The organism is Pseudomonas veronii (genome assembly GCF_001439695.1).
GTDB classification, from domain to species: Bacteria; Pseudomonadota; Gammaproteobacteria; order Pseudomonadales; family Pseudomonadaceae; genus Aquipseudomonas; species Aquipseudomonas veronii.
Window position 1 is genome coordinate 464,346 of the sequence record NZ_JYLL01000001.1, and the last position, 26,290, is coordinate 490,635.

The following is a 26,290-nucleotide window of genomic DNA, read 5'->3' on the forward strand; positions in this document are numbered from 1 at the left end:
GGGCGCCTGCTTAACGAAGGACATCGACCATGAAGAAGCGTGTTGCCTTGGTGCTGGGCTCCGGTGGGGCCAGGGGCTATGCCCATATCGGTGTGATCGAGGAAATCGAACGGCGCGGCTACGACATCGCCTGTATCGCCGGCTGCTCCATGGGCGCGGTGGTGGGCGGAATCTATGCTGCCGGCAAACTCGACGAGTATCGCAACTGGATCGAAAGCCTGGATTACCTCGACGTACTGCGCCTGGTCGATGTGAGCTTCCGCCTGGGAGCGATTCGCGGCGAGAAGGTCTTCGGGCAGATCCGCAAGATCGTCGGCGAGATCAATATCGAAGAGCTGCGCATCCCCTACACCGCCGTGGCCACCGACCTCACCAACCAGCAGGAAATCTGGTTCCAGGAAGGCTGCCTGCACCAGGCCATGCGCGCATCGGCGGCGATTCCGAGCCTGTTCACCCCGGTGATGCAGGGCAACCGCATGCTGGTGGACGGCGGCCTGCTCAACCCGCTGCCGATCGTGCCGGTGGTGTCGAGCCATTGCGACTTGATCATTGCGGTCAACCTCAACGCGACCAACCAGAAACACTACCACTTGCCGGTGATCCAGCGGCCGCCGGCATTCAAGAGCCGCTTCAACAGCCTGGCGAAGTCGCTGGGTTCGCACTTGCCGTTTCGCCGCAAGCAGGCCGAGCAGTTGATGAAGCTCGAACAGGAAGCCTTGCAGGCCCAAGCGGCCGAGATCAACCCGTGGCTGGAGTCGGCCGAACCGGAATCCCAGCAGCCCGCCGCCGCCCCGGAAAAAGCCGGGGCGCCGAAGTCGGCGACCGGTTCGTTCATCATCGATAACGTCGGCCCGGCATCATTGCTGGACCTGATCAACCAGAGCTTCGAGGTGATGCAGACATCGCTGGCGCAATACAAGATCGCCGGCTACCCGCCGGATGTGCTGATCAACGTGCCGAAGCGGGTGTGCCGGTTTTTCGAGTTCTACAAGGCGCCGGAACTGATCGCCCTGGGGCGCGAGATCGCCAGTGATACGTTGGATCGGTATGAGAGTGAGCAGCACTGAGATTGGCGGTGTGGCTGGGGGCCCTATCGGGGGCAAGCCCCCTCCCACATTTTGAAATGTGTTCACAAATCAAACTGTGGGAGGGGCGGTGCGACGATTCGACTTGCCCCCGATAGGGCCCTGACAGCCAACGAAAACCCACCAGGCCTAAGCCCCCAGCAACCGATACCCCACCCCCGCCTCGGTCACGATAAACCGCGGCTGAGTCGGATCATCCGCCAGCTTCTGGCGCAGGTGGCCCACCACGATGCGCAGATAGTGGCTGTCCTCGGTATGGGTCGGCCCCCAGATGTCCTTGAGCAGTTGTTGCTGGGTAATCACCCGCCCCGGATGTCGCGCCAGTTGCGCCAGCACCGCGTATTCCTTGCGGGTCAGCGCCACTTCGGCGCCGTCCAGCAATACGCGGCGGAAGGCCAGGTCCACCGTCAGCGGGCCAAAACACAACGCCGCTTCCTGGGCTTCACCCGCTGGGGCCTGGCGCAACAAGGCGCGCACGCGGGCCAGAAACTCCTGGATGCCAAAGGGTTTGGTGACGTAATCGTTCGCGCCCCCATCCAGCGCCTCGACCTTTTGCACTTCGCCGGCGCGCACCGACAACACCAGCACCGGCACCGTCGACCACTCACGAAACTCGCGCAGCACCTGCTGGCCGTCCATGTCCGGCAAGCCGAGGTCGAGTACCAGCAAATCCGGCTTGCTCAAGGCGGCCTGGGCCAGGCCCTCGTTGCCAGTGCCGGCCTCGATCACTTTGTAGCCCTGGGAGGCCAGGCTGATGCGCAGGAATTTGCGGATCTGCGGTTCGTCGTCAATGACCAAAATCGTCGCGGTCTGGCTCATGGTGTCCAATCAAAATCCATCGAAAAAAGAGAGTAGCTCACGCCTCGCGTTCCAGGCCAGGCTGTGCGGGTAAAGGCAGGAACAGCGTGATGCAGGTACCCCGCCCGCCAATCCCATCGGCGACGCTGATATGCCCGCCATGGGCACCGACCATGCCCTGGCAGATCGCCAGGCCCAGACCGGTGCCCTGCCCGCCGCGATCGCCACGGGCAGCGGTGTAGAACATATCGAAAATCTTCGCGCGCTCGTCTTCGGGAATCCCGGGGCCCTCGTCCGCCACGGCGAAGAATAGCTGGTTATCCGACACCCCGGCGCTGACGTGCAAATGGCCCTGGGCCGGCGAGAATCGAGCGGCGTTTTCCAGCACGTTGACCAGCGCCTGCTCGATCAACGCGGCATGCACATACAGCAATGGCAGTTCAGACGGCACATCGATCCTCACCTGCAACGGCGCCAGCACCGCGCGCAAACGGCCGAGGGCGCTGCCGACGATATCACCGGGCGAGACCCAATCGCGCGCCAGCTTCAACGCGCCGTGGCCCAGGCGGGTCATGTCCAACAGGTTCTGGATATAGCGGTCGAGGCGCTCAGCTTCATCGCGGGTGCCTTCGAGCAACTCGCGGCGATCCTCCAGCGGGATGGCTTCGCCGAGTGCCAGCAGGCTGTCGATACTGCCGCGCATGGACGTCAACGGCGTGCGCAAATCGTGGGACACCGAGGCGAGCAAGGCACTGCGCAGTTGCTCGGTCTCGCCGTGCAGGCGCGCGGACTCCAGCTCCTGCGCCAATTGCGCGCGGGCCAACGCCTGGGCCAGCGGCTGGCTCAAGGCGATCAGCAAGCGACGGCGCTGGCCGCTCAGTTCCATACCGGGTTTTGCACTGACACCGAGCAACCCCAGCGGGCCCTCTTCGCTCGACAGCGGCCACCACCACCAGCCCCCGAACGGCAACGTGCCGGTGCCCTTGCCCGCCGGCTGATCATGCTGCCAGGCCCAGTCGGCGGCGGCGCGTTCGGCTTCGGTGAAGGTCAGCGGCCCGCCGGTCTCGACTTTCCAGCCGCCCTGGCCGTCGCGGTTGACCAGGCACAGATCCAGGTCGCTCCAGCCTTCCAGGTGATGCGCCGCCGCGCTGATCACCGCCTGGCGGTCGGTGGCGGCGGTGAGTTTGCGCGACAGGTCGAGCAGCTCGCTGGTTTCTTCCTGGGTATCGCGCAACGCCTGCAACTGCCGGCGCTGGCGCGCCGCGAGGTTGCCGGTCAGCGCCGCCATCAGCAGGAAGAACAACAGAGTCAGCACGTCTTCTTCACGCTGGATGGCGAAGGAGAATTTTGGCGGAATAAACAGGAAGTCATACGTCAGGAACGACAGCGCCGCGCACATCAGGGACGGCCCCAGGCTGCTGCGCACCGCCACCAGCAATACCGCCGCGAGAAACACCAGCGAGATATTCGGCAACGGCAACACACTGGCGACCGCCCAGGCCAGGGCCGCCGCGATCACCGTCGCGACCACCGCCAGCGCATAGTCGAACCACACCAGCCCGCGCACATCCGGCAGACGCGGCGGTGCAGGTACGTCGTCGCTGTCGAGGATATTGATTTCCAGACCGCGCGCATTGCGCATCAGGCGCTCGGCCACGCCACCGCCGAACAGCCGACGTCGCCAGTTCATCCGCGACTGCCCGACCAGCACCAGGCTGGCGCGGCGCTCGGCGGCATGCTGGATCAACGTCTTGGTCACCTCACCCGCACGCAGCAGCACCACGTCACCGCCGAGGCGTTCGGCCAGTTGCTGGGCATTTTGCAGACGCAGGCGTGCTTGCTCATCGCGTGCGCGGCCGTTATCGATATGCACGAGGGTCCAGGGCAGATGGCGACGCTGCGCCACGCGGCTGGCATGGCGCACCAGGCGTTCGGCTTGTGCATCGCCGTCGACGCCGACCAGCAAGCGCCCACGCACGGCCGGCGCGGCCTGGCCGAGTTGGCGGTAGCCCTGGGCCAGGTCGTCGTCGACGTGAGCCGCGGCGGTTTGCATCGCCAGCTCGCGCAGGGCCATCAGGTTGGTCTGGGTGAAAAACGCGTCGATGGCCGCACGAGCCTGTTCCGGCACATACACCTTGCCGTCGCGCAGGCGCTCCAGCAACTCGCGGGACGGCAGGTCGATCAGCAGCAGTTCATCGGCCTCCTGCAAGACCCAATCGGGCAGGGTTTCGCGCACCTGCACGCCGGTAATGCCACGCACCTGATCGTTGAGGCTTTCCAGGTGCTGGACGTTGACCGTGGTGAACACGTTGATGCCGGCGGCGAGCAGTTCCTGAATATCCTGCCAGCGCTTTTCATGGCGGCTGCCGGGCGCGTTGCTGTGGGCCAGTTCGTCCACCAGCACCAGTTGCGGCTTGGCGGCGAGCAGGCCGTCCAGGTCCATTTCCTCGAGCATCACGCCCCGGTATTCACTGCGCAGCAACGGTTGCTGCGGCAGGCCGCTGAGCAACGCTTCGGTCTCGGCGCGGCCATGGGTTTCGACCACGCCAGCGAGCAACCTGACGCCCTGGCGCAACTGCGTGTGGGCGGCCTGGAGCATGGCGTAGGTCTTGCCCACACCCGGCGCGGCGCCAAGGAAGACTTTGAGCCGGCCACGGCCGTCCCGGGGCAGATCGGCTAACAGGGCATCGGCGCGGCCGGAGTCGCTCATGCGCGGGGGTTCCTTCAGGGGTTTATAGGGTGTCTTTCAGGGCGCTATCGCGGGCAAGCCCGCTCTCACATTTGGAACGCATTGCCCGCGATAGCGGCGCTCCTGTTTACAATTTTTCCAGGGCCATGTTCAGCGCCAGCACATTCACCACCGGCGGGCCCACCAGTGGGCTTTCGATGTGTTCATCCAGCAAGCGTTGCAGGGTGGCCACCGGCATGTTCCGCGCGGCGGCTACCCGCGCCAGTTGATAGGCAATCGCCTGCGGAGGCAAGTGTGGATCAAGACCGCTGCCGGAGGTAGTCAGCGAGGCTAACGGCACCGGCCCTTGCGCGGGCACGAACTGTTTATTCGCGTCATCGAACACGCGCGTGGCCAGTGCCGGGTTGCTTGGCCCCAGGTTGCTCGCGCTGCTGGACACGGTCGCGAACGCGCCCGCCGAAGGACGCGGGTGGAACCAGCTGTCGCCGGTAAAGTCCTGTGCGATCAGGCTGGAGCCGCGCACCTTGCCGCTGGCGTCGCGCACCAGGCTGCCGTTGGCCTGGTCCGGGAAGGCAACCTGGGCGACGCCGGTCACCACCAACGGGTAGGCGACGCCGGTGATCAGGGTCATGAGGACCAGCAGACTCAGGGCCGGGCGGATGATATTGGACATTTCAAATTCCTCGATTCGGTCAGTGCAACCTGTGGCCACCGCTTTGCCGGTGCCCACAGGCATCGGGTCAAACCAGGTGCAGCGCGGTCAGCAACATGTCGATCGCCTTGATGCCCACGAACGGCACCACAATCCCGCCCAGGCCGTAGATCAACAGGTTGCGCCGCAGCAACGCCGCCGCGCTCGCCGCCTGCACCCGCACACCGCGCAGCGCCAGGGGAATCAGCACGACGATGATCAGCGCGTTGAACACGATGGCCGAGAGGATCGCGCTCTGCGGGCTCTGCAGGTGCATCACGTTGAGCACGCCCAGTTGCGGGTAGATCGAGGCGAACAGCGCCGGCAGGATCGCGAAGTACTTGGCCACGTCGTTAGCGATGGAAAAGGTGGTCAGCGCGCCGCGGGTCACCAGCAATTCCTTGCCGATCTGCACCACGTCCAGCAGCTTGGTCGGGTCGCTGTCGAGGTCGACCATGTTGGCCGCTTCGCGGGCAGCCTGGGTGCCGTCGTTCATCGCCATGCCGACGTCCGCCTGGGCCAGCGCCGGGGCGTCGTTGGCGCCGTCGCCGCACATCGCCACCAGTCGGCCGTCGTTCTGTTCGTGGCGGATCCGTGCGAGTTTTTTCTCCGGGGTAGCTTCGGCCAACACGTCGTCCACGCCGGCTTCCGCAGCAATCGCGGCCGCTGTCAGCGGGTTGTCGCCGGTGACCATCACGGTGCGGATCCCCAGCTTGCGCAGCTCGGCAAACCGTTCGCGGATGCCGGGCTTGACCACGTCCTTCAGATGGATCGCACCGAGCAACTTGCCATCGGCGCACACCAGCAACGGCGTGCCGCCGCTCTGGGCGATCTTGTCGACTTCCCGCGACAGAGCCGGTTGCAGGTCGCCGCGAGGCTGACCGATAAACGCCAGCAGCGAGTCCACGGCGCCTTTGCGGAACACGCGGCCCTGATAGTCGACGCCGGACAAACGGGTTTCGGCGGTGAACGGCACAGCAGTCAGTTCCGCCAGGGACGGCTCGGCCTGTGGGTGCAGGGCACGCAGGTATTCAACGATGGATTTACCTTCTGCCGTGTCATCCGCCAGGGACGCCAGCAGCGCGCCCTCGGCCAGTTCCCGGCCGCTCACGCCCGGCGCCGCCACCACTGCCGCGCAGCGACGGTTGCCAAAGGTGATGGTGCCGGTCTTGTCCAGCAACAACACATGCACGTCCCCCGCCGCTTCCACGGCGCGACCGGACTTGGCGATCACGTTGAGGCGCACCAGGCGGTCCATACCGGCGATACCGATGGCCGAGAGCAAGCCGCCGATGGTGGTCGGAATCAGCGTCACCAGCAGGGCGACCAGGAACACCAGGGGCAAGCTGCCATTGGCGAAGTGGGCGAACGGCTGCAGGGTCACGACCACCAGCAGGAAGATCAGGGTCAGGCCGATCAGCAGGATATCCAGCGCCACTTCGTTGGGGGTTTTCTGGCGTTTGGCGCCTTCCACCAGCGCGATCATGCGGTCCAGCGTGGACTCGCCGGGGTTGGCGGTGATGCGGATCAGCAGCCAGTCCGAGACCAGGCGCGTGTTGCCGGTGACGGCCGAGCGATCGCCGCCGGATTCGCGGATCACCGGTGCGGATTCGCCGGTGATCGCCGCTTCGTTGACCGCGGCGATGCCTTCGATGACCTCGCCGTCGCCGGGGATCATTTCCCCGGCGGCGACGCGCACCACATCACCTTTGCGCAGGCTGGTGGCGGGCACGACCTTGAAGCTGCCATCGGCCTCCTTGCGCCGAGCGCTGAGGCCTTCGCTGCCGGCCTTGAGGCTGTCGGCGCGGGCCTTGCCACGCCCTTCGGCCAAGGCTTCGGCGAAGTTGGCGAACAGCACGGTGAACCACAGCCACACGGCGATTTGCGCGGCGACGAAGGTCGGCACGGCGGTGTCGGGCACCAGGCACAGCACGGTGGTGAGGATGGCGGTCAGTTCGACCACCAGCATCACCGGCGAGCGTTGCAGTTGCCGTGGGTCGAGCTTGACGAACGCCTGGACCAGCGCCGGGCGCCACAGCGCGGAGATCGCGGTTTTGGCGGGTTCGTGGGTTTTGACCGGGCTCGCGTTTTTTGCAGGCATATTCATTTTCATATCCTTCAGAAGCCCATGCTCAGGTGTTCAGCAATAGGGCCCAGTGCCAGTGTCGGCAGGAAGGTCAGGCCGCCCACCAGCAAAATGGTCACGGTCAACAGGGTCACGAACAGCGGACCATGGGTGGGGAAGCTGTTCTGGCCAATCGGTGCGGTCTTCTTCATCGCCAGGCTGCCGGCCAGGGCCAGTACCGGGAGGATGTAGCCGAAGCGACCGATCAACATGCCCAGGCCCAGCATCAAGTTGTGGAACGGCGTGTTGGCACTGAAGCCGCCGAACGCCGAACCGTTGTTGGCACTGGCCGAGGTGTAGGCATAGAGCAACTGGCTGAACCCGTGGGGGCCAGGGTTGCTGATCGCACCGGCCGGGCCGGGCAGGCTGGAAGCTATGGCACCGAGCACCAGCACGCCGATCGGCATCACCATCAGGGTCACGACCAGCAATTGCACTTCCTTGGCCTGCAGCTTCTTGCCCAGGTATTCCGGAGTGCGGCCGATCATCAGGCCGGCGAGGAACACCGCGATCAACACGTTGAGCAACATGCCGTACATACCGGCGCCGACGCCGCCGAAGATCACTTCGCCGACCATCATGTTGACCAGTGCCACCATCCCGCTGAGGGGGCTGAGGCTGTCGTGCATGCCGTTGACCGAACCGTTGGACGCCGCGGTGGTGGTCACCGACCACAACACGGTGCCAGTGGTGCCGAAGCGCGCTTCTTTACCTTCCAGCGGCGCGGTCTGCTCAACCGCCGGGTTGTTCAAGGTCGGGTTGGGCTGGTACTCGGCCCACAGCGAGGTTGCACCGCCGATCAGGAACAGGGCCAGCATGCAAGCGAGGATCGCCCGGCTCTGACGCAGATCCTTCACGTAATGGCCGAAGGTAAACACCAGCGCCACCGGGATCAGGATGATCGCCGACAACTCGAACAGGTTGGCCCAGGCCGTCGGGTTTTCAAACGGATGCGCCGAGTTCACGCCAAAGAAACCGCCGCCGTTGGTGCCCAGTTGCTTGATCGCAATCTGGCTGGCCGCCGGGCCCAAAGGGATCACCTGGTCGACACCCTGCAGGGTCACGGCATCAACATAATGCGCGAAGGTTTGCGGCACGCCCTGCCACACCAGGAACAACGCCATCACCAGGCACAACGGCAACAGGCCGTAGAGCGTGGCGCGGGTCATGTCGACCCAAAAGTTGCCCAGGGTCTGGGTGGATTTGCGACCGATCCCACGGCATAGCGCGACCAGGACTGCCAGGCCGGTGGCCGCACTGACGAAGTTCTGCACGGTGAGGCCGGCCATCTGGCTGAGGTAGCTGAGGGACGCTTCACCGCTGTAGGACTGCCAGTTGGTGTTGGTCATGAAGCTGACCGCGGTGTTGAAGGCCAGGGTCCATTCCTGGCCCGGCAATTTCTGCGGGTTCAGTGGAAGGTAGTCCTGGAACAACAGGATCGAGAACAGCAACACAAACCCGGCGAGGTTGAACGCCAGCAACGCCAACATGTATTTCTGCCAGCTCTGTTCCTGTTGCGCGTCCACGCCCGAGAGGCGATAGCACGCGCGCTCCACGGGCCCGAGCAGCGGCGTGAGCCAAGTGCGCCGGCCTTCCATCACGTTGTAATAGAACCGCCCCAGGAACGGGGCCGGCACCAGTACCACGGCGAAGAAGGCGATGATCAGCCAATAGTCATAACTGTGCATAGCCTGCTCCTAGTTCCGATCCGCGCGTAATAGCGCAACCAGCAGATAAATGAACAGCGCCACGGCCAATAGCAGTGACACCCCGTCCAGAACGCTCATGGAAGTCTCTCCGTTTTGCGGCGAGTGCCGCGTGTGGGGCAATTGTCGGCAGGAGTGGTGTAAAGGAACGAGAGCGAGGGGCTGGGTGGGGCGTAAAGATGGCGTAAAGAGTGGGTTTATGCGGGGTTTACACCGGGGGTTTCGGTGCCTGGGCGGGCGCTATCGGGAGTAAGCCCCCTCCCACAGGTTGATCGGCGCTCGGCGTGACAACTCGGCCAAGTGTGGGAGGGAGCTTGCTCCCGATAGCACCGGCACAGTCACCGCCGCACTTATCTGGTGCAGCAACAGGAAATTTCAAACGCCAAACCATCCCCCAAACGACAGTAGCGCAGCTTTACGACAATGATTCTCAGGCTGGCATGGCCGCTGCAACACCTTGAATCATTCCAACCGGTTCAGGGAGCGCAATACGATGAACACACAACTCAAACCCACCTTGGGCACCCTGCATTTGTGGGGCATCGCGGTCGGGCTGGTGATTTCCGGGGAATACTTCGGCTGGAGCTATGGCTGGGGCGTAGCCGGGACCTTGGGCTTCCTGGTGACCTCGTTGATGGTCGCCGCGATGTACACCTGCTTTATCTTCAGTTTCACCGAACTGACCACCGCCATTCCCCACGCAGGTGGGCCCTTTGCCTACAGCCGCCGCGCGTTTGGGGAAAAAGGCGGCCTGATTGCCGGCCTGGCGACCCTGATCGAATTCGTGTTCGCCCCGCCCGCCATCGCCTTGGCCATCGGTGCGTATCTGAATGTGCAGTTTCCCGCACTCGATCCGAAACACGCCGCCGTCGGCGCCTACATCGTGTTCATGGGCCTGAACATCCTCGGCGTGAAACTCGCCGCTACCTTCGAGCTGGTGGTGTGCGTACTCGCCGTCGCCGAACTGCTGGTGTTCATGGGCGTAGTCGCCCCCGCGTTCAGCTTCAGCAACTTCGCCCTCAATGGCTGGGCCGGCTCCGACACCTTCGGTGCTCCGGCGATTGCCGGAATGTTCGCGGCGATCCCATTCGCCATCTGGTTCTTCCTCGCCATCGAAGGCGCGGCCATGGCGGCCGAGGAAGCGAAAGATCCCAAGCGCACCATTCCGAAAGCCTACATCAGCGGCATCCTGACCCTGGTGATCCTGGCCATGGGCGTGATGTTCTTCGCCGGCGGCGTGGGCGACTGGCGCACCTTGTCGAACATCAACGACCCGCTGCCCCAGGCGATGAAAACCGTAGTAGGCGAAAGCTCCGGCTGGCTGCACATGCTGGTGTGGATCGGCCTGTTCGGTTTGGTGGCGAGCTTCCACGGCATCATCCTTGGCTACTCGCGCCAATTCTTCGCCCTGGCTCGGGCCGGCTACCTGCCGCCGTTCCTGGCCAAGCTGTCGCGTTTTCATACACCGCACCGGGCAATCATCGCTGGCGGCGTGGTCGGTATTGCCGCCATCTACAGCGACGGTTTGATCAACCTGGGCGGCATGACCCTGACTGCAGCAATGATCACCATGGCCGTATTCGGCGCCATCGTGATGTACATCATGAGCATGCTCAGCCTGTTCAAACTGCGTAAGACCGAACCGCTGCTGGAACGCACCTTCCGCGCTCCGGGCTACCCGATCGTGCCGGGCATCGCGCTGGTGCTGGCGGTGGTGTGCCTGGTGGCCATGGCCTGGTTCAACGCACTGATCGGCATGATCTTCCTCGGCTTCATGCTGGTCGGCTTCATCTACTTCCAGATGACCGCGCACGACCGCGCCGCGGCACCGGCAGATGCAATGTTGACCGGGCTCTAAGGTTTTGAGGCGGAACAGGCCTACACTGAACTACTCAGAAAGCCTGTAACTCAAAGCAGTTATTACCGTGGGAAAACCTCCCACGGCAATCTGCCTCAAGGAGAGCGTTATGCCGTGGTATGCATGGTTGATTATGGTGGTTGCGATCGGGTCGATCGTCGGCGGGCTGCTGATGCTGCGTGACAGCGCCAACAAAGTGGAACTCACCGACGAACAACGCAAACGCGTGGCCGAGCGCAATGCGCAGGCGGATGCCAAGGATGGGCAGGACCGCTGATCCCATGTGGCGAGGGAGCTTGCTCCCGTCGGGCTGCAAAGCAGCCCCTCTTCTGCCCTACTCCCATTCCGCCTTGGCAATCTGCAAACCGTGCTGCCCTTTATAAGCAGCACGCTCCGGCTGACTCCAGCCGTTCAGCAACTCGGCTTCCAATCGATAAATCTCAACCCCCAGCGGACGACACACCGTCAGCGGGTCCTGTGCATCCGGGCCCCACATCGGCAGCGACAGATCCCCGCCCGGGCAGGTCGACAGCGCACACAACAAATCAATCTCGGCAAAAAACTCCAGGTAATCGCCCTTCTGCGCCGGACAGGCTTTCATGAAATACATGTCGTCGTGATTGAGGCCGGTGCATTGGAAGATGTTCAGCACGTCATGCACGTCGAATTCCGTCAGACCGTGAGGCAACACCGCACGGGTCAGGTTCGAGTGACAGTGATGATGGAAATCTTCACCAGTGAGCATGCGGTTCACATACGGATCGCAGCGCGTACCGAGCAAATCATGCAGGCGCCCGCCGTGCTCATCGATGCCGTAGCTGGCCAGGCTGTCATCGGTGATGGTCACCAGCGGCCGCAGGAACGGCAGGTTCGACCACAACCGGTCATGAGTGCTGACATGCGCGCCCTGCAACTGACGCGTGCGCGCGGCCCACAGGCGTTCGCGCGGGTCGTTGGCGTTCCACACATTGAAGTCGCCCACCTGCGGCCCCACCGGCGTAGTCACACGGAACACATGCCCGGCCGGCACCTTCCACGCCCTGCCCGTGCGAATCGGCACCTCGAACTGTTCGACCAAGGTGCGTTGATCCTTGCGCTCACGGATACGCTCATAAAACGCGGTGTCGACCTGCAACGCCGAACCTTTGCTGACCTGGTAAGCGGCTGGATAGTCTTTGTACATGGTGCGAATCCTCGATCAAGGGAAAGTAAACAGGGCCAACGACTGCCGTTCTGAATCATCCAGGTACACGCTCATCGCCTCCCCGGCCGCCAGCTTGTTGTTATTGGCTAATAACGTGTGGATCTCAAGGTCCCGTTCCAGCCAGGGCGACTGGAAACGCTGCTCATCGGGCGCGGCGCAGAACACCAGACGCAACTGCGCAATCACCTGGGCGAAAAACTCGTCGAACAACGGGCTGCGCATCAGCCCGACAATCTGCTGGTGGAACACCAGGCTGTGAGTGGCCACGGCCCGCCAGTCCTCACGATCACGGGCCAGGGTGATGGCTTCAATGGCGCTTTGCATACGCTCGGATTGAGGGGGGGTCAACGGGCTACTCCGAGCAATCGCCTGCAACTCCAGGGTACGACGGACTACAAACAGATCACGTACTTCTTCGCGCTCCACTCGCCGAACCATCACCCCCTTATTGCGCACATAACGCGTAAGCCCCTCCTGGCCCAAGCGATGCAACGCCTCACGGATGGTATTGCGCGATGCGTTATACCCCTTGACCAGATCCACCTCGACCAACGCCATGCCCGGCAACAACCGCCCACCGATGATGTCGGCGCGCAGTTCCCGGGCGATCTGGTCGGCTAAAGACAAACTGAGTGACATCACCACCTCAAGATTGTTGAACAATCACTGAACCAGATGTAGTCACGTTTCATGCCAACGCTGCCTCGAAGGATAAAAAGATACGACTCCGTTAAAATGCGCGTTCGTTCACGAGGTAGTCCCGTGCGCTACTCATCGGACCATAAAGCCCAGACTCACCAACGCATCATCAAGGAAGCTTTCGTCCGCTTTCGCCGCGACGGTATAGGCGCAACCGGCCTGCAACCGCTGATGAAAGCGCTGAATCTGATGCATCGCGGCGTCTATGTGCATTTCAAATCCAAGGACGAGCTAGTGGAAAAGGCCCTGCAGGCTGCGCCGGCGGAGTTGGGCGCGCACTGCGAAACACTATTCAGCCAGGAGCGGCCGCTGGAGGCATTTATCGACGGTTACTTATCGGAATGGCAACGGGCTTCGCCGGATCAGGGATGTCCGTTGCCGACGATGTCTGCGGAGTTGGGATTGAGGAGGCAGTATAGTCCGACCACGGATGCAGTGCTTGGGCCCCCGCTGCAGCAGGTTGAAACGGCCTTGGGCATCGAGAATGCCGATGAACAAAGCACGGTACTGATGTCGACGCTGGTGGGCGCGCTGGTATTAGCAGGGGTGTCGAAAGTGCGGAATTGGCGACACATATCATGAATATGGTGTGCACCAGTTTGAAAAAGCAAATTTCAGAAGGTGAGAAGGCCGGTCAATGACCAGCCTCTTTGATTATCCTCGCCTTCTTAATTGATCGCCAACCTCTCGCGGTTCTTCTCCAGCAGCGCCTTGCCGATACCCTTTACCTCCAACAACTCATCCACCGCCGTGAACGGGCCGTTGCTTTCGCGATAGGCAATAATCGCCATCGCCTTCGCAGCACCGATACCGAACAGGTCACGACGCAGAGTCTCGGCGTCGGCGGCGTTAAGATCGACCTTGGTGAATTGCTCGGTCTTGGCCATTTGGGCGGTAATGGGGGTTGGGGCTTCCTGTTTGGTTGACGGTCCTGCCATGGTGGCGACCGAAATACTGGTGAGGAAGGCGAAGATTAGAGAGGAGATGTAGGTGTTTTGCATTGGTGACGCTCCATGACATCGGTAAGAGAAAAAGCAGCTTTTCCGAAGCTGCTTTTCTACGTTAGATGATGTGCGATGGGTGTCAAAAATGGGTGAGTAACAGGGTGTTAATTCATAGTTCCAGGCGGCGTTGCTGGTAGATCCAGTCGACAATTTCGCCGTCAGGAGAATAGCCACTGACGGTGTCACGGAGCAGTTGACGGACACGTGTGTAATCGTCCGCGTCTACAGCTGCAAGCAGTTCAGTCAGCTTTTCTTTGAGTGTCTCCCATGACAGGTAATCTTCGTTGGCACTCATGATCATCGGGTGCTGGGTGGCGACAACGTTGTCACCAATCAGCAACTCTTCGTACAGCTTCTCGCCGGGACGCAGGCCGGAGAACTCGATGGCAATATCGCCGTGCGGGTTCTTGTCTGAGCGAACACTCAAGCCAGATAAGTGAATCATCTTTTCCGCGAGTTCAACGATTTTCACCGGTTCACCCATGTCCAACACAAACACGTCACCGCCTAGGCCCATGGAACCCGCCTGAATCACCAACTGCGCGGCCTCAGGGATCGTCATGAAGTAACGGGTGATCTTCGGATGGGTCACTGTGAGCGGGCCACCCGACTTGATCTGCTTGTGGAACAGCGGAATCACCGAACCTGAAGAGCCCAGAACATTACCAAAACGCACCATGGTGAAACGGGTTTTATTGACTCGCGAAATGTTTGATTTGTCACCGAACAACACTGGTGCCAACTCGCGGCTGAGGGCTTGCAGTGTCAACTCGGCCAAACGCTTGGTACTGCCCATGACATTGGTGGGGCGTACCGCCTTGTCCGTCGAGATCAAAACAAAGTTGGCCACCCCGACCTGCAACGCAGCCTGAGCTGTATTCAATGTACCAATCACGTTGTTCAAAACACCTTCAGCGATGTTGTGTTCAACCATCGGCACATGTTTGTAGGCGGCAGCGTGGTAGACGGTGTCTATACGCCAGGTTTTCATGACATCCAAGAGCTTGGATTGGTTACGAACCGACCCCAGAATAGGTAATACCTTCACGGGTAGCGACTCACGAGTGATCCGCTGCTCAAGCTCAGAAAGGATGCTGTAAAGATTAAATTCACTGTGCTCAAACAACAGCAACGTCGTAGGGCGCAAAGACATGATCTGACGGCAAAGCTCGGAACCGATGGAACCACCCGCCCCCGTCACAAGCACATTCTTGCCCTTAATGCAGTGCTCCAGCAGTTCGCTTTGGGCGGGTACCGCATCCCGGCCCAAAAGGTCGGCGATGTCGACCTCTTGGATGTCATCCACTTTCACACGGCCGCTGGCCAGATCCATGAAACCGGGCACACTTCGAACATGGAGCGGAAAGCCCTCGAGGAAGCCAAGGACCTCACGACGACGCCCTCGAGTCGAAGAAGGGATAGCCAACAGTATTTCCTGCGCTCCTGTGGTGTCGATCATACGCTGAATATGCTTAGGTTTATAAACCTGCAGCCCTGAGATAACCCGGTCAGAGATACTCGCGTCGTCGTCAATAAACGCCACTGGACGCATAACGCGCCCCATACGCAGTGCTGCAACCAATTGGTTGCCGGCTGCGCCAGCACCATAGATCGCAACTCGTGGAAGACCGTCCTCACGAGCGGTAAAGGGTACATGCTGAGCAGCGGCGAACCAGTCGCCAAGAAAGTATTGCCGCATGGCCAGGCGCAAGCCGCCGACCATAATCAGGCTGAGCCACCAATAGTTGAAAATGATAGATCGTGGGACGACGTTTTGGTGGTTGCTGTACCAATAAACGACTACCCCGAGAATCAACGATGAAAGGCTGACAGCCTTGATAATCGCAATTAAAGCGTCATTGCCGAAGTAGCGCAGGACCGCACGATACATGCCAAAACGAATAAAAAGAGGGATCGCGACAATCGGCGCGCAAACGAATAGCCATAGATGAAGGGAAAGCGGATTCACCATTTCGTCCACGCCAAGGCGTACGACAAAAGCCATCCACAGTGCCAGCCAAACCAACAACACATCCGTTATCAGTTGCAAGAAGCGTTTTTGTCGCCGAGGCAACCCCAACAGGTGTGCGCGTACCTTATCCATAACCCCTCTGATCCCCCCTTTTTCGCTGAAAACGGCTGGTGCCGTGCAATCAACCGTTTAGATGTATTAATGAATTGCCACCAGCAGTCGATATTCCTCATTCAATATGAGGTGTCCGTCTGCTCAGTTCGCTGTAGCTTCATTCATTACTTGCTTCAAAGTCCCGCATGTCAGCTCGATTTCATCGGCCGTCAAAGTTGGATGCACCAGAAACATCAAACTGGAGTCACCAAGTTCTACAGCATTCGGCAGACGCGCATTGGGTCTCCAGCCGGTGTTGTCAAAAGCCTTCTCGAGATAAACCTCAGAGCACGAGCCGGAAAACGCCGGAACGCCTCGGCTGCCAAGCTCGTCAATAATCCGATCCCTGCTCCACCCTTCCTTGAGCATCGAAGCCTCAACAAAGACATAGCACTTATACGCCGCATGAATAACGTCAGCCGGAATAGTTGGAACCCGTAACCCTTTGAGTTTGCTCGCAACAGCCCAGATCCTACCGGCATTGGCTTGACGTATGGATTCCCACTCAGCCATACGTTTTAACTGAATCCGGCCAATTATCGCCTGCATTTCCAGCATGCGCCAATTGGTACCAAAACTCTCGTGCAACCAACGAAAACCTGGCTTGTGCTGCCGTTCGTACACAGCCTCCCAACTCTTGCCATGATCCTTGTAAGACCACATCAATAACCACAGTTCACGGTCATTGGTCGTGACCATACCACCCTCTCCACCCGTGGTCATGATTTTGTCCTGACAGAAAGACCAAGCACCGATATGCCCGATAGAGCCAACGCGACGCCCCTTGTAACGGGCACCATGGGCCTGAGCACAATCCTCGATCACCTTCAGGTCTTTCTCAGCCGCCAGGGCCATGATGGGATCCATGTCACATGGCCAACCGGCAAGATGAACACAGAGAATTGCACGTGTACGAGGGCTCAGCACTGCCCTGATGGAGTCGGCAGTAATATTCTGAGAATCCAGATCAACATCAGCAAATACCGGCACTGCTCCTGCGTTCACGATGCTCGATACTGATGCCAGGAATGTGCGGGAAGTGACAATCACCTCGTCGCCGGGGCCAATCCCCAGTGCCTTGAACGCTAAATCCAAAGCCACTGTGCCATTGGCCAATGCAACTGCGTATTCGGTCTGCGACCAGACTGCAAACTCTTTCTCAAAGTTGCGCGCCTCCTGACCGGTCCAATAATTGACCTTGTTAGACAAAATCACGTCGCGTACAGCATCAGCCTCTTCGTTAGAAAACGACGGCCAAGGAGAAAATGGTGTATTAAGCACTGGGAATACCCGTCAAGATCATAATTAAATAGCGGGCCACAACGAGTAGGCCCTTGGCAGACAACACTTTATCGGCGTAATAGGACAATTAGAACAAATTTCTGATGCTAGCTTCGAGAGAATTTACGCGCCGGCACACCGACCACAGTCAACTCATCCGGCACATCCGCTACAACGGCAGCGCCCGCGCCTACTATCACGGAGTCGCCGATCTTCAGAGATTGGCGGACGCACGCTCCTATGCCGACCCAAGCCAATTTTCCAACGTGAACACCACCTGCCAGGCGCGAGCCAGGGCTGAGATGAACGCCATCGCCTAGCACGCAGTCATGATCGACACTGCAGCCGGTGTTGAGAATCACCCCACGGCCAATAACAGCATCCACGTTAACAACAACCCCTGCGAGAACCAATGAGCCAACATCTATTGAGGAAAATTGACTGATCACGGCGCTCGGATGGATCAGCGAGACAATCTTGGCTCCAACTTCTTCCAACTCCCGCAACTTGGCAAGCCGGATCATGTTATTGCCAATCGCTATGAACACCCCATCGTATGCATCCAGACGTAGTAAAAGCTCGGCTGAATTGCCTACTACATTCCAATGACCATTTTCTAGTCGTGCGGGCCAGGCGTCATCGAAAAAATCGATCTGCCTCCAGCCACAAACCAAGGCCGTGTCAGCCACCACCTTTCCATGACCACTGGCGCCGAGGATTGCCAAGCGATTCAAGAATCACCCCCCGTAAACTTCGACATAGTCGCCTCCCCTTCAGCGCTGATACCGTCCTTGATCAATACTTTTTTTACAGTTAGGAAAATAATCTTCAAATCAAGCAAAAAGCTCGCATTATCTACATACCATACATCCAGCTTGAATTTATCTTCCCAACAGATTGCATTTCGTCCATTTACCTGTGCCCAACCGCTGACACCAGGGCGAGCCTCATGCCGCCGAAACTGTTCAGGAGAATAAAGCGGCAAATATTCCATCAGAAGAGGACGAGGCCCAACCAAACTCATATCGCCTTTTAGAACGTTCCACAATTCCGGCAATTCATCCAGGCTGGATGAGCGTAAAAAAGAACCAAAGGGGGTCAGACGTTCACAATCCGGTAACGGGTTACCCTGAGCATCCGTAGCATCACGCATTGTCCTGAACTTGATCATCTCAAAGGGCTTACCGTTGAGCCCTGGGCGGACCTGCTTGAAAAACACAGGTGAGCCCAGGTTTTTCTTGATCCGCCATGCGACCAAGGCCAGAACAGGCCATAAAAAAAATAAAGCCAGAAATGAAGCAAAGAAATCAAAGCACCGTTTCATCCGTTTACTCTCACACCCAAACCAAGCGGTTCATGTATTAAAACGCCACAACAAGCAACCTGCATAAGGCAGGCTCCGCAATCAGCGAACCCGACTCAACAAAGAAGTTATATAGCGATGCATTTCTTGAACAATATACATCTGGGAAAAATCTTGGTGAGCCCTAAGCTGCGCGGATTTCGAAAGCCGAAGCCGCAATTCAGCATCAGTATAAAGCCTTAGAATCGCCGAACTCAGTTCCGCAACTGATCCAGCTGTGTGGAAGATCCCAGTGACATCCTCCTTTACGGCATCCGTCAGGCCGTAGATTCTTGATGCGATCGCCGGCAAGCCAACTCCGGCTGCTTGAATCGTGGCAAGACTGAAACCTTCTCGGTAGCTGGGAATACAGAATACGTCTGAAGCCGCCATATAGCTTTCGGGCTTTTGAGTGTAGCCAATCCGATGAAAACGATCACCGAACGACTTCAATAGTTCGGACAATTGCACATCCAAGCCATCTTCGTCAGGCCCCACTATCAACAGGTGTGCATGAGGAAGCTGTTGGCTCAGTTGCTTGAACGCCTGCCCCAGCTCAAGAACCCCTTTTACGTGGGTCAAGCGTGCCATGAACAGAAAGACAATACTCCCCTCGGGAATACCCAATGACTGCCGAATTTCATGCCTCAGCTCTAAACTGGGCTTGAAACGCCGCACATCGACGCCACTGATTGAACCTTGCCCCAACACGCCGATTTTATTAGCCCTCACAACTTTTTCCTGGACTAAAAAATCACGTTGGGAGGGACTATCAGCGAGCAGGCTGGTAGCGCAGAACGCGAGCAAGCAATCCAGTTTTTTCAAACCGATACGTGCGATACCTTTCTTAGTGAACCAGACTTGCCCGGTGAAAATATGCACGCGAACCGGTACACAGGCAAAGAAGCCCGCGAGCATCGAAAGCAGCCCGGACTTGGGCATAATTGAAAGGACGCAATCGAACTTTTCCGATGAGAAGATCCGATACAACTTAACCAAGGACTTCAAATCACTGAGCAACGAAACCTGACGCTCAATCGGAAGAGGTAGAAACCGAACATTTTCTCCGAGCATGCCAGCGACATCCGCTTCGGAACCATTAGCCATGAGCGTGATGCTGTGCGTCTCCGCCAGTTTGTTGACGTGCTCCAGCATAAACGCCCTGAGCGCTACCGGCACCGTCGCGACGATACAAATTTTTTTGAGATAAGCCATACACTACCACCGTAAATTCAAGATGTATGCTTCGTTCGATTAGTGATCAAACTTGGAATGGAGTCGGGAATTGAACTATTGAATTCAAATCCCAGCGTAGTGCGAATATGATCTGAACTATAGCCAACCTGTTTAGTCAGCGCGTCGATGCGCTCCGGTGTCAGAGGGAGCCGGACAAACGGTGACAATACCTTCACCAACAACCTTACAAGCGGTTCTGGTAGCCTCAGTCGCGGCAAAGGCACACCCTGAGCTTTCGCCATCTGGGAAATAACCTGTTCTAAAGAACAGTCATTGGACAAAATGAACGTTTTACCAGCGGCCCTGGCATCCGACGCGCATAGCAGCAATGCACGGACCACGTCATCCACATGCACATACGTCGCCAATGACGTATCCGCTCCTATATAGAAAAACAGCCGCTTGCGCACGACTTCTGCCATCTGAAAGAACGATCCATTGGACATTTCACTGCCAATTACAATCGAGGGTCTTACCAGGGTAAAGGTAAAAAGGGGTTCGACCGCGGCCAATGCAACAACTAATTCGTCCGCAATTGTCTTGGTGACTTCATACATTCCCACTGGCGCAGGCGCGAGACGCTCATCAATCGTCAAGTTTTGATTCGAACCGCACGTGGGCGCGCCATAGGCTCCCGTACTGCTGAGTTGTACCCAGTGAACAGGTGTACCTGTGCGCTTAATTTCAAGATGTACGGCTGCGAGGAGGTTCCGAGTCCCCTCGACATGCAAGTTATACATCAGCTCCGTGTTGTTAACCTCTCCCGCACAGTGAATAATCACCTCGCTGTCTCGGACAAACTCCCCAAGTGAAGCCACTTGTGAGACAAGGTCCCCTTGGACAACTTTAATTTTGGAGGCTGGTGTGCTCTCACGACGAGAAAGTTGAGTAACCTGATCACCGCGCGCTACTAGCGATGCCATTAGCAACCCTCCGATAAACCCGCTTCCTCCCGTTACTGAAACGTTCATACACACCACTCCAACAATCCAAGGTTTAAATCGAGAAACATACAAGGCTTACGCATGCTTACGAGACTGAGCATGCAGAAAAATCTTCTTGCGTTGAAAAATAATTAGGCTGCATATAATAAAGCTGACATAGGTATACATTCGCAAGCGCATTGCTGTGCCGAGATTGTCATTTCCCAACAACCAGATGATCGAATAAACAATCGAAAATACGAACATGTAATTTACAAAGGAATCGGCATAGGCACGATTCTTGACTATATAAACCAGCGCACATAAAAAGGGTATGCTTTCCAAAACAAATACAAACACCGCCATGATATTGGGAAAATAGAGACCAAATAGCTGATAAAGGAAGTTCAGGATAAAGTCGGGGATAAACATCACCGCGGAATCGAAGCGAATACCTAGACTGGCCCCGCCTTCTACCCCATCAAAAAGACCACGATACGCCATCAACGAGTCAAATAGCCCTAGAACATAAAAAACATTCAAGACTACCAATAAAGGAACAACATAAAAAAAGAACGATATCTTACGTACACGAAACAGGAAAAACCCAAAGAACGCGACAAGGAACGAAAACCCCAAGTACCCTCTAAACAAATACAATAAATAGCCGTGTGCCAAAACCACCAAGGCAAAGAACATTCTTTTTACAGCGGACCGCGTCTGGATCGACCATTTGACAAATAGCAACCCAGAAAGGTACAAAAACAGCATGAAGACATCACGGTATATATCGAGTGTATAATAAAAAAGCGTCGGATACATACTGACCGCTAACGCGACACCCAGCACAATTTTAGTCTTATGATCATAGTCTTTAACCAGCGCAAGTCGACCACACAGAATCGGGATAAGCACTACTCCCAAAAGCATAAGAAAAATGCTGACATTCACACGAGAGTACAATCCCACCTGATTCAATAAGCGTAGCCAATCGGGCCAAACGCTGGAAGTCATGGAGTCTTCTCCCAGCGCATAGGCGTCATAAAAATCCGCGTCACTTCCGCCTGAAAAAAGCACGGCTGGATTAGAGATAAACACGAAAAAAAACGCAATCTTAACGACAACCACAATAATGAATAGCAGCAGCAATCTCATACTTGCGCACTCCTATTGGCCATCTTAAGCCTCATACATGAGTACACCTGTATCACAGAACATGCTCATATTTTTTGCTGTATTTTTCACCAGACGTAATTGAAGCCCACACCTCACAGATGGCAAAGCGAAGCATAAATGAGAAAAATATTGCAGATGACTTCTTAATCGCCGGCGCATCTTCAAATGCAACGACAAAGTTGTCTGCACAGGATTCCATATTAAACGCTTTGCTTTTCGCTCGATGGCGCTCAGACAGATCAGACCGGCCGGCCTCATCCAGAAGACTGTATTCAGCAATCACGTCATAGAATTTATATTTCTGAAAATCCATGTCCTGTTCGTGATAGTCATATCCAGGCAACTCAGAAAAATAACCGTATGAGTTTGAATCCTTTTCATTTTCGATTGCCGTAATACAAGCCAAACCATTGGCAGCAGCATGCAGCAGTGCCGTCCCAGTACCAATAAACACCTGATGGCGGGACAACTCCTCATCAAGCTTGGAGTACTCCAGATCGCCCTCAAGAATGACTTCAGCTTCCAAACCGAGCTCTTCAACTCTATCTTTCATCGCACCATGCAATGGTCCACTACCAAATATACTATAGCTGAATTGAACACCCTCATCCTTTAGCTTTCTAGCCACATCCAACATATATAAATTATAAGTTTTAAACTCAACTAACCTACCAACTGAAACCAAGCGCAACTTTTCACCAAGAATAGCTTTTACACTACTAGCATTAGACGGCATATCCACACCCAATGGAAACAACATTGAGGGGTAGTTTGGCGACCCGTTTTTCTTGGCCGTTTTGTCAACAGAGGACTGATTAAAGAACAAAAACATAGGCGGCGCAGCGAATATTTTTTTTCTAAAAAAACCTTCATAAACAGGAAGCTTATTACCGCCCCAGGCCAATTCATTTGTATGATAAATACCGAAAACGCATTTAACCTTTTGCGGGAGGCACGCTGCCAAGCGCTGTGCACACAGGTAGGTCAATGCATTAGAGACGTGTACAGCTTCGCACTCAGAGAACAAGGCACTCACCTTGGAAACACTCAGCGGAAACATTAACCGGCCTTTCTCCCCGAGCGCCTCGCTGGAAAAAGCGAGCAGATCCTGCCAATAATATACATCTGCATGCTTTTCAAGCTGCTCAAGCAATTTTGGATTGATGATTTTTTTATACAAAAAAACAAACTGAGGGCGAACTCCCTTCTTATTAAGCTCTTTAACCAACCGTACAAAAAACGTTTCTATACCGCCCAACCCTAGTGACGACTGAACAAAAAGGACCTTTTTCATAACATCTCCAACATCAAATTAATATCATCACAGGGTTAGGCTGCTTTCACCAAATACAGCCGAAAGCACAGCAGACAAACAATGAAGTAGATTATATACGTTACCATGTAGGCCAGCATGACGCTCTGAACGCCACCATACATTCCCATCAGGGTAAACACAGCGATGAGGAACACCACGCTTTGGAAGACCTCAGCAGAAATATAGAGTCTGGTTGCCGCTTTTGCGACAGCAACGTAACCTATTACATAAGCTGATATTCTGAAAAAGTCGCCTGATAACTGATAAATAATCAGCTTTTCCAACCCTTTGAAATCAGAGGAGAGTGCCAATGGGATAATGTAAGAGCGCCCAAAATAGAGAACAGCCCCTCCAAACACAAACAAAGCCATGACAAATGCCAAGTACTTGAAAACTAATCGACCTATAATCGTTTTGTCATGCTGTTCGGAAATCAAGGGCATAAAATAAAAGCCCAGAAACATACTGAAAAATCCGAGGTAGGCACTGGATAACTTTATCGCCCCCTGCCATAGCCCAGCCTGGTAGTAACCTTCATGCGTAATCAGACTATTTCTTACGATCATCTCCACAATCGGAAATGCAACCGCACTGGTAAACAACATAAGCGAAAAGGGGGCAAGTACGCGCACTGGGAGCTTACGCACAGGTAGAAGTTTTACATTGCCTTTGAAACCCGATCGAAAAAAAACGACCAATGCCGGAACCAGGGGAATCACAACAATTGCGCATAGTGCGATTGCTGCCCCCTCCCATCCCCAATTGGCGATCAGAGCCCAGGCAATAGGTATCGCTATCAAACCGCCTGAAATCTGTATTACTGCAAAAACCTTAGTTTCCTTCAACCCATTTACTACACCAACGATCAGATTTGTCATAGCAAAGCCAAACTGCGCAACGCCTACAAATACAATAACCCAGGCATTGTCTGCGTTCCCCAGTACGACTTTGGCGATCGTTGTAGAAAAGAGCGTGCATATTACCAAGATAACAACTGAGAAATAGGTGGCGTATGAAAAGGCGCCAGAAACAAACTGGAGCATCTTCGACGGTGTCTGCCTATATTCGGCAACATACTTAATAACCGCATTAGTTATGCCACCACCAGCAATGAGCGATAAAATGGTAACAAAGCTCATCAACTGGCCGAGGCTTCCCAAACCTGCGGCTCCCAAGTATACAGCAACCAACTTCAAAACTATGAAGCCGGCAAGTATCTTTGTCAAATGTGCAAAACCTGTCCACATAGCACTAATTAAACCAGACACAAACCCACCTACTTCTCAGGATTCTTCAGCTCCCCCCTAAAATCAAAGGGTACTAAAATACTCTTTTACTGCATCAATCACAGTTTTTACATCTGCGTCGCTCAAACCATACCAGACGGGAAGACGTATCAACTTCTCACTTTCACAGGTGGTAAATTGATCCTTTCCTACGAAACGACTGAATTTCTCGCCTGCCAGTGCAGAATGCAGAGGAACATAATGAAAAACCGCCCCGACACCCTTATCTTTAAGATAAGAGAGAAGTCCTGCCCGGGTTTCCAGACAATCAACTTTAATGTAGAACATATGCCCGTTATGCTGACAGTTTTGCGGAATAGTCGGCAAAGTCAACTTGCAGGCATCCTCCAGACATTGCAAGCCGGTTTTATACTGCCCCCATATCCTCAAACGAAGTTCATTGATCGAACTGCACTTTTCAAGTTGCCCCCACAAATAAGCTGCTTGTATATCCGAAGGAAGGTAACTACTTCCGACATCTACCCAACTGTACTTATCAACCATTCCACGAAAATACTGATTTCTATTAGTGCCTTTCTCACGAATAATTTCGGCGCGAATCGAGAACTTCTCATCATTGATGATTAAGCCTCCACCTTCACCGGCACTGGTATAATTTTTAGTTTCATGAAAGCTGAATGCGGCAAGATGGCCAATGGTGCCCAGTGGGCGACCTTTATAGGTTGACATCATTGCCTGAGCCGCATCCTCAATCACAAAGAGGTTATGGCGGGACGCTATATCCATAATGACATCCATTTCACAAGCAACGCCTGCATAATGAACGGGCACTATGGCTTTGGTTTTATCCGTAATAGCAGCTTCGATTAGTGCTTCATCCATGTTCATCGTGTCAGGGCGAATATCAACAAATACAATACGCGCACCACGTAGTACAAATGCATTAGCCGTACTTACAAATGTATAACTTGGCATGATAACTTCGTCGCCAGGCTGAATATCAATCAGCAGCGCCGCCATTTCCAGTGCCTGTGTACACGAAGGTGTAAGAAGAAACTTCTTACACCCCAGCATTTCCTCGAACCACTTCTGGCAAAGCGATGAGAACTCGCCATCACCGGACATTTTTTCACTTCTCATGGCAGCAAGAACATATTGATCTTCATTGCCAGTATAGGGAGGTCGGTTAAATGGAATCATTACTTTTCTCTTTAAAAAACTCAGCTTCTAGCTTCAATAAGTCTTGCTTTCGTTCTTTTACTCTGCGAGCGGGAACACCTAGATAGATACCCCACGGCTCAGTGCTTTTAAGCATTAGAGCCTGAGCCCCCACTGCGCACCCTTCAGCAATCGTAACACCAGGAAAAATCGTTGCACCTGCCCCGATGATGGAATGCCGACCTACATGCACCGCACTAAAAAATTCATTTTTGTATTTTTTTGGCAATAGTGAATTAGTAAGAGTTTCGCCGCTATAGTCATCTGACTGCGAAAAAATCTTTACGCCATAGGCCAGTGTACAGAAATCGGCAAAATACACACCAGGAACACCGCCGGCAACGAGGCACATAGGGGTAATGTGATTATACTTTCCAATTACGACCTTCCCAGAAATAACACAAAAGTCGTCAATCCTGGAGTAATCACCTATCTCAATTTGGTCAGCATTATAGATGCTGGCTTTATCGCTGACCTTTACGTCTTTCCCCAACGACTTAAAGCCCAGCTCTTGAAGTTCTTCATACGTTAAATATGCCACAGCACCTCCCCACGCAAAGTCAGCGTG

The 26,290-nt window shown here is 55.9% G+C and carries 23 protein-coding genes and 1 pseudogene; 4 read left to right on the forward strand and 20 right to left on the reverse strand.

Features of this window, described 5'->3' with window-relative positions; genetic code table 11:
- Positions 1-29: 29 nt before the first annotated feature.
- The gene (locus TU80_RS02075) at positions 30-1,067 is read left to right on the forward strand and encodes a patatin-like phospholipase family protein (RefSeq protein WP_017848819.1); all 1,038 of its coding nucleotides are present in this window, start codon (positions 30-32) and stop codon (positions 1,065-1,067) included.
- A gap of 147 nt (positions 1,068-1,214) precedes the next feature.
- On the opposite strand, the gene TU80_RS02080 is transcribed toward TU80_RS02075, so the two are convergent.
- From TU80_RS02080 to kdpF, 6 genes are all read right to left on the reverse strand, one after another.
- Positions 1,215-1,904, reverse strand: a complete 690-nt coding sequence (locus tag TU80_RS02080; protein ID WP_057003785.1) for a response regulator — start codon at positions 1,902-1,904, stop codon at positions 1,215-1,217.
- A gap of 37 nt (positions 1,905-1,941) precedes the next feature.
- Positions 1,942-4,593, reverse strand: a complete 2,652-nt coding sequence (locus tag TU80_RS02085; protein WP_057003736.1) for a sensor histidine kinase — start codon at positions 4,591-4,593, stop codon at positions 1,942-1,944.
- A gap of 106 nt (positions 4,594-4,699) precedes the next feature.
- Positions 4,700-5,245: a potassium-transporting ATPase subunit KdpC gene (gene kdpC, locus TU80_RS02090; RefSeq protein WP_057003786.1), complete on the reverse strand. Its 546-nt coding sequence runs from the start codon at positions 5,243-5,245 to the stop codon at positions 4,700-4,702.
- A 67-nt stretch (positions 5,246-5,312) separates the two neighbouring features.
- Positions 5,313-7,370, reverse strand: a complete 2,058-nt coding sequence (gene kdpB, locus TU80_RS02095; protein ID WP_026140253.1) for a potassium-transporting ATPase subunit KdpB — start codon at positions 7,368-7,370, stop codon at positions 5,313-5,315.
- Between the two features lie 11 nt (positions 7,371-7,381).
- Entirely contained in the window at positions 7,382-9,076 is a 1,695-nt protein-coding gene (gene kdpA, locus TU80_RS02100) for a potassium-transporting ATPase subunit KdpA (RefSeq protein WP_057003737.1), read from the reverse strand.
- Positions 9,077-9,085: 9 nt separating this feature from the next.
- Positions 9,086-9,175 (reverse strand): K(+)-transporting ATPase subunit F, encoded by a 90-nt coding sequence (gene kdpF / locus TU80_RS02105; protein WP_003218754.1) that lies wholly within the window; start codon positions 9,173-9,175, stop codon positions 9,086-9,088.
- Between the two features lie 412 nt (positions 9,176-9,587).
- On the opposite strand from kdpF, the gene eat reads away from it, so the two are divergent.
- Together eat and TU80_RS31250 are read left to right on the forward strand one after the other, a co-directional pair.
- Entirely contained in the window at positions 9,588-10,952 is a 1,365-nt protein-coding gene (eat, locus tag TU80_RS02110) for an ethanolamine permease (RefSeq protein WP_057003738.1), read from the forward strand.
- Between the two features lie 109 nt (positions 10,953-11,061).
- Positions 11,062-11,229 carry a DUF2897 family protein gene (locus TU80_RS31250; RefSeq protein ID WP_079443146.1) on the forward strand — a complete coding sequence of 56 codons (168 nt, stop codon included), beginning with the start codon at positions 11,062-11,064 and terminating at the stop codon, positions 11,227-11,229.
- A 57-nt stretch (positions 11,230-11,286) separates the two neighbouring features.
- On the opposite strand, the gene TU80_RS02115 is transcribed toward TU80_RS31250, so the two are convergent.
- Together TU80_RS02115 and TU80_RS02120 are read right to left on the reverse strand one after the other, a co-directional pair.
- Entirely contained in the window at positions 11,287-12,135 is an 849-nt protein-coding gene (locus tag TU80_RS02115) for an urea carboxylase-associated family protein (protein ID WP_046384258.1), read from the reverse strand.
- A gap of 15 nt (positions 12,136-12,150) precedes the next feature.
- Positions 12,151-12,795: a GntR family transcriptional regulator gene (locus TU80_RS02120; protein ID WP_057003739.1), complete on the reverse strand. Its 645-nt coding sequence runs from the start codon at positions 12,793-12,795 to the stop codon at positions 12,151-12,153.
- A 123-nt stretch (positions 12,796-12,918) separates the two neighbouring features.
- Between TU80_RS02120 and TU80_RS02125 the strand changes: the two are divergent.
- A pseudogene (locus TU80_RS02125) lies at positions 12,919-13,496 on the forward strand (TetR/AcrR family transcriptional regulator).
- A gap of 27 nt (positions 13,497-13,523) precedes the next feature.
- On the opposite strand, the gene TU80_RS02130 reads toward TU80_RS02125, so the two are convergent.
- The 12 genes from TU80_RS02130 to TU80_RS02185 all read right to left on the reverse strand — a co-directional run bounded on the left by TU80_RS02130 (position 13,524) and on the right by TU80_RS02185 (position 26,263).
- Positions 13,524-13,856: a ComEA family DNA-binding protein gene (locus TU80_RS02130; RefSeq protein ID WP_057003740.1), complete on the reverse strand. Its 333-nt coding sequence runs from the start codon at positions 13,854-13,856 to the stop codon at positions 13,524-13,526.
- Between the two features lie 112 nt (positions 13,857-13,968).
- Complete coding sequence (locus TU80_RS02135) at positions 13,969-15,963, reverse strand: polysaccharide biosynthesis protein (protein WP_057003741.1); 1,995 nt, start codon at positions 15,961-15,963, stop codon at positions 13,969-13,971.
- A gap of 123 nt (positions 15,964-16,086) precedes the next feature.
- Positions 16,087-17,265, reverse strand: a complete 1,179-nt coding sequence (locus TU80_RS02140; protein WP_057003742.1) for a DegT/DnrJ/EryC1/StrS family aminotransferase — start codon at positions 17,263-17,265, stop codon at positions 16,087-16,089.
- Between the two features lie 107 nt (positions 17,266-17,372).
- Positions 17,373-17,999 (reverse strand): acetyltransferase, encoded by a 627-nt coding sequence (locus tag TU80_RS02145; protein ID WP_057003743.1) that lies wholly within the window; start codon positions 17,997-17,999, stop codon positions 17,373-17,375.
- Complete coding sequence (locus tag TU80_RS02150; protein ID WP_057003744.1) at positions 17,996-18,589, reverse strand: sugar transferase; 594 nt, start codon at positions 18,587-18,589, stop codon at positions 17,996-17,998. Before TU80_RS02150 ends, TU80_RS02145 begins: the two co-directional genes overlap by 4 nt.
- An 81-nt stretch (positions 18,590-18,670) precedes the next feature.
- Positions 18,671-19,822 (reverse strand): glycosyltransferase family 4 protein, encoded by a 1,152-nt coding sequence (locus tag TU80_RS02155; RefSeq protein ID WP_057003745.1) that lies wholly within the window; start codon positions 19,820-19,822, stop codon positions 18,671-18,673.
- 17 nt (positions 19,823-19,839) lie between these two features.
- A complete protein-coding gene (locus tag TU80_RS02160; protein WP_057003746.1) occupies positions 19,840-20,814 on the reverse strand; it encodes an NAD-dependent epimerase/dehydratase family protein in 975 nt (324 codons plus the stop codon).
- Positions 20,815-20,862: 48 nt separating this feature from the next.
- Entirely contained in the window at positions 20,863-21,921 is a 1,059-nt protein-coding gene (locus TU80_RS02165; protein ID WP_057003747.1) for a hypothetical protein, read from the reverse strand.
- A 52-nt stretch (positions 21,922-21,973) separates the two neighbouring features.
- The gene (locus tag TU80_RS02170) at positions 21,974-23,236 is read right to left on the reverse strand and encodes a glycosyltransferase family 4 protein (protein ID WP_057003748.1); all 1,263 of its coding nucleotides are present in this window, start codon (positions 23,234-23,236) and stop codon (positions 21,974-21,976) included.
- Between the two features lie 35 nt (positions 23,237-23,271).
- Complete coding sequence (locus TU80_RS02175) at positions 23,272-24,525, reverse strand: O-antigen translocase (protein ID WP_090234785.1); 1,254 nt, start codon at positions 24,523-24,525, stop codon at positions 23,272-23,274.
- 42 nt (positions 24,526-24,567) lie between these two features.
- A complete protein-coding gene (rffA, locus tag TU80_RS02180) occupies positions 24,568-25,704 on the reverse strand; it encodes a dTDP-4-amino-4,6-dideoxygalactose transaminase (protein WP_057003750.1) in 1,137 nt (378 codons plus the stop codon).
- Entirely contained in the window at positions 25,691-26,263 is a 573-nt protein-coding gene (locus TU80_RS02185; RefSeq protein ID WP_057003751.1) for an acyltransferase, read from the reverse strand. The genes rffA and TU80_RS02185 overlap by 14 nt, the downstream gene beginning before the upstream one ends.
- Positions 26,264-26,290: the final 27 nt, after the last annotated feature.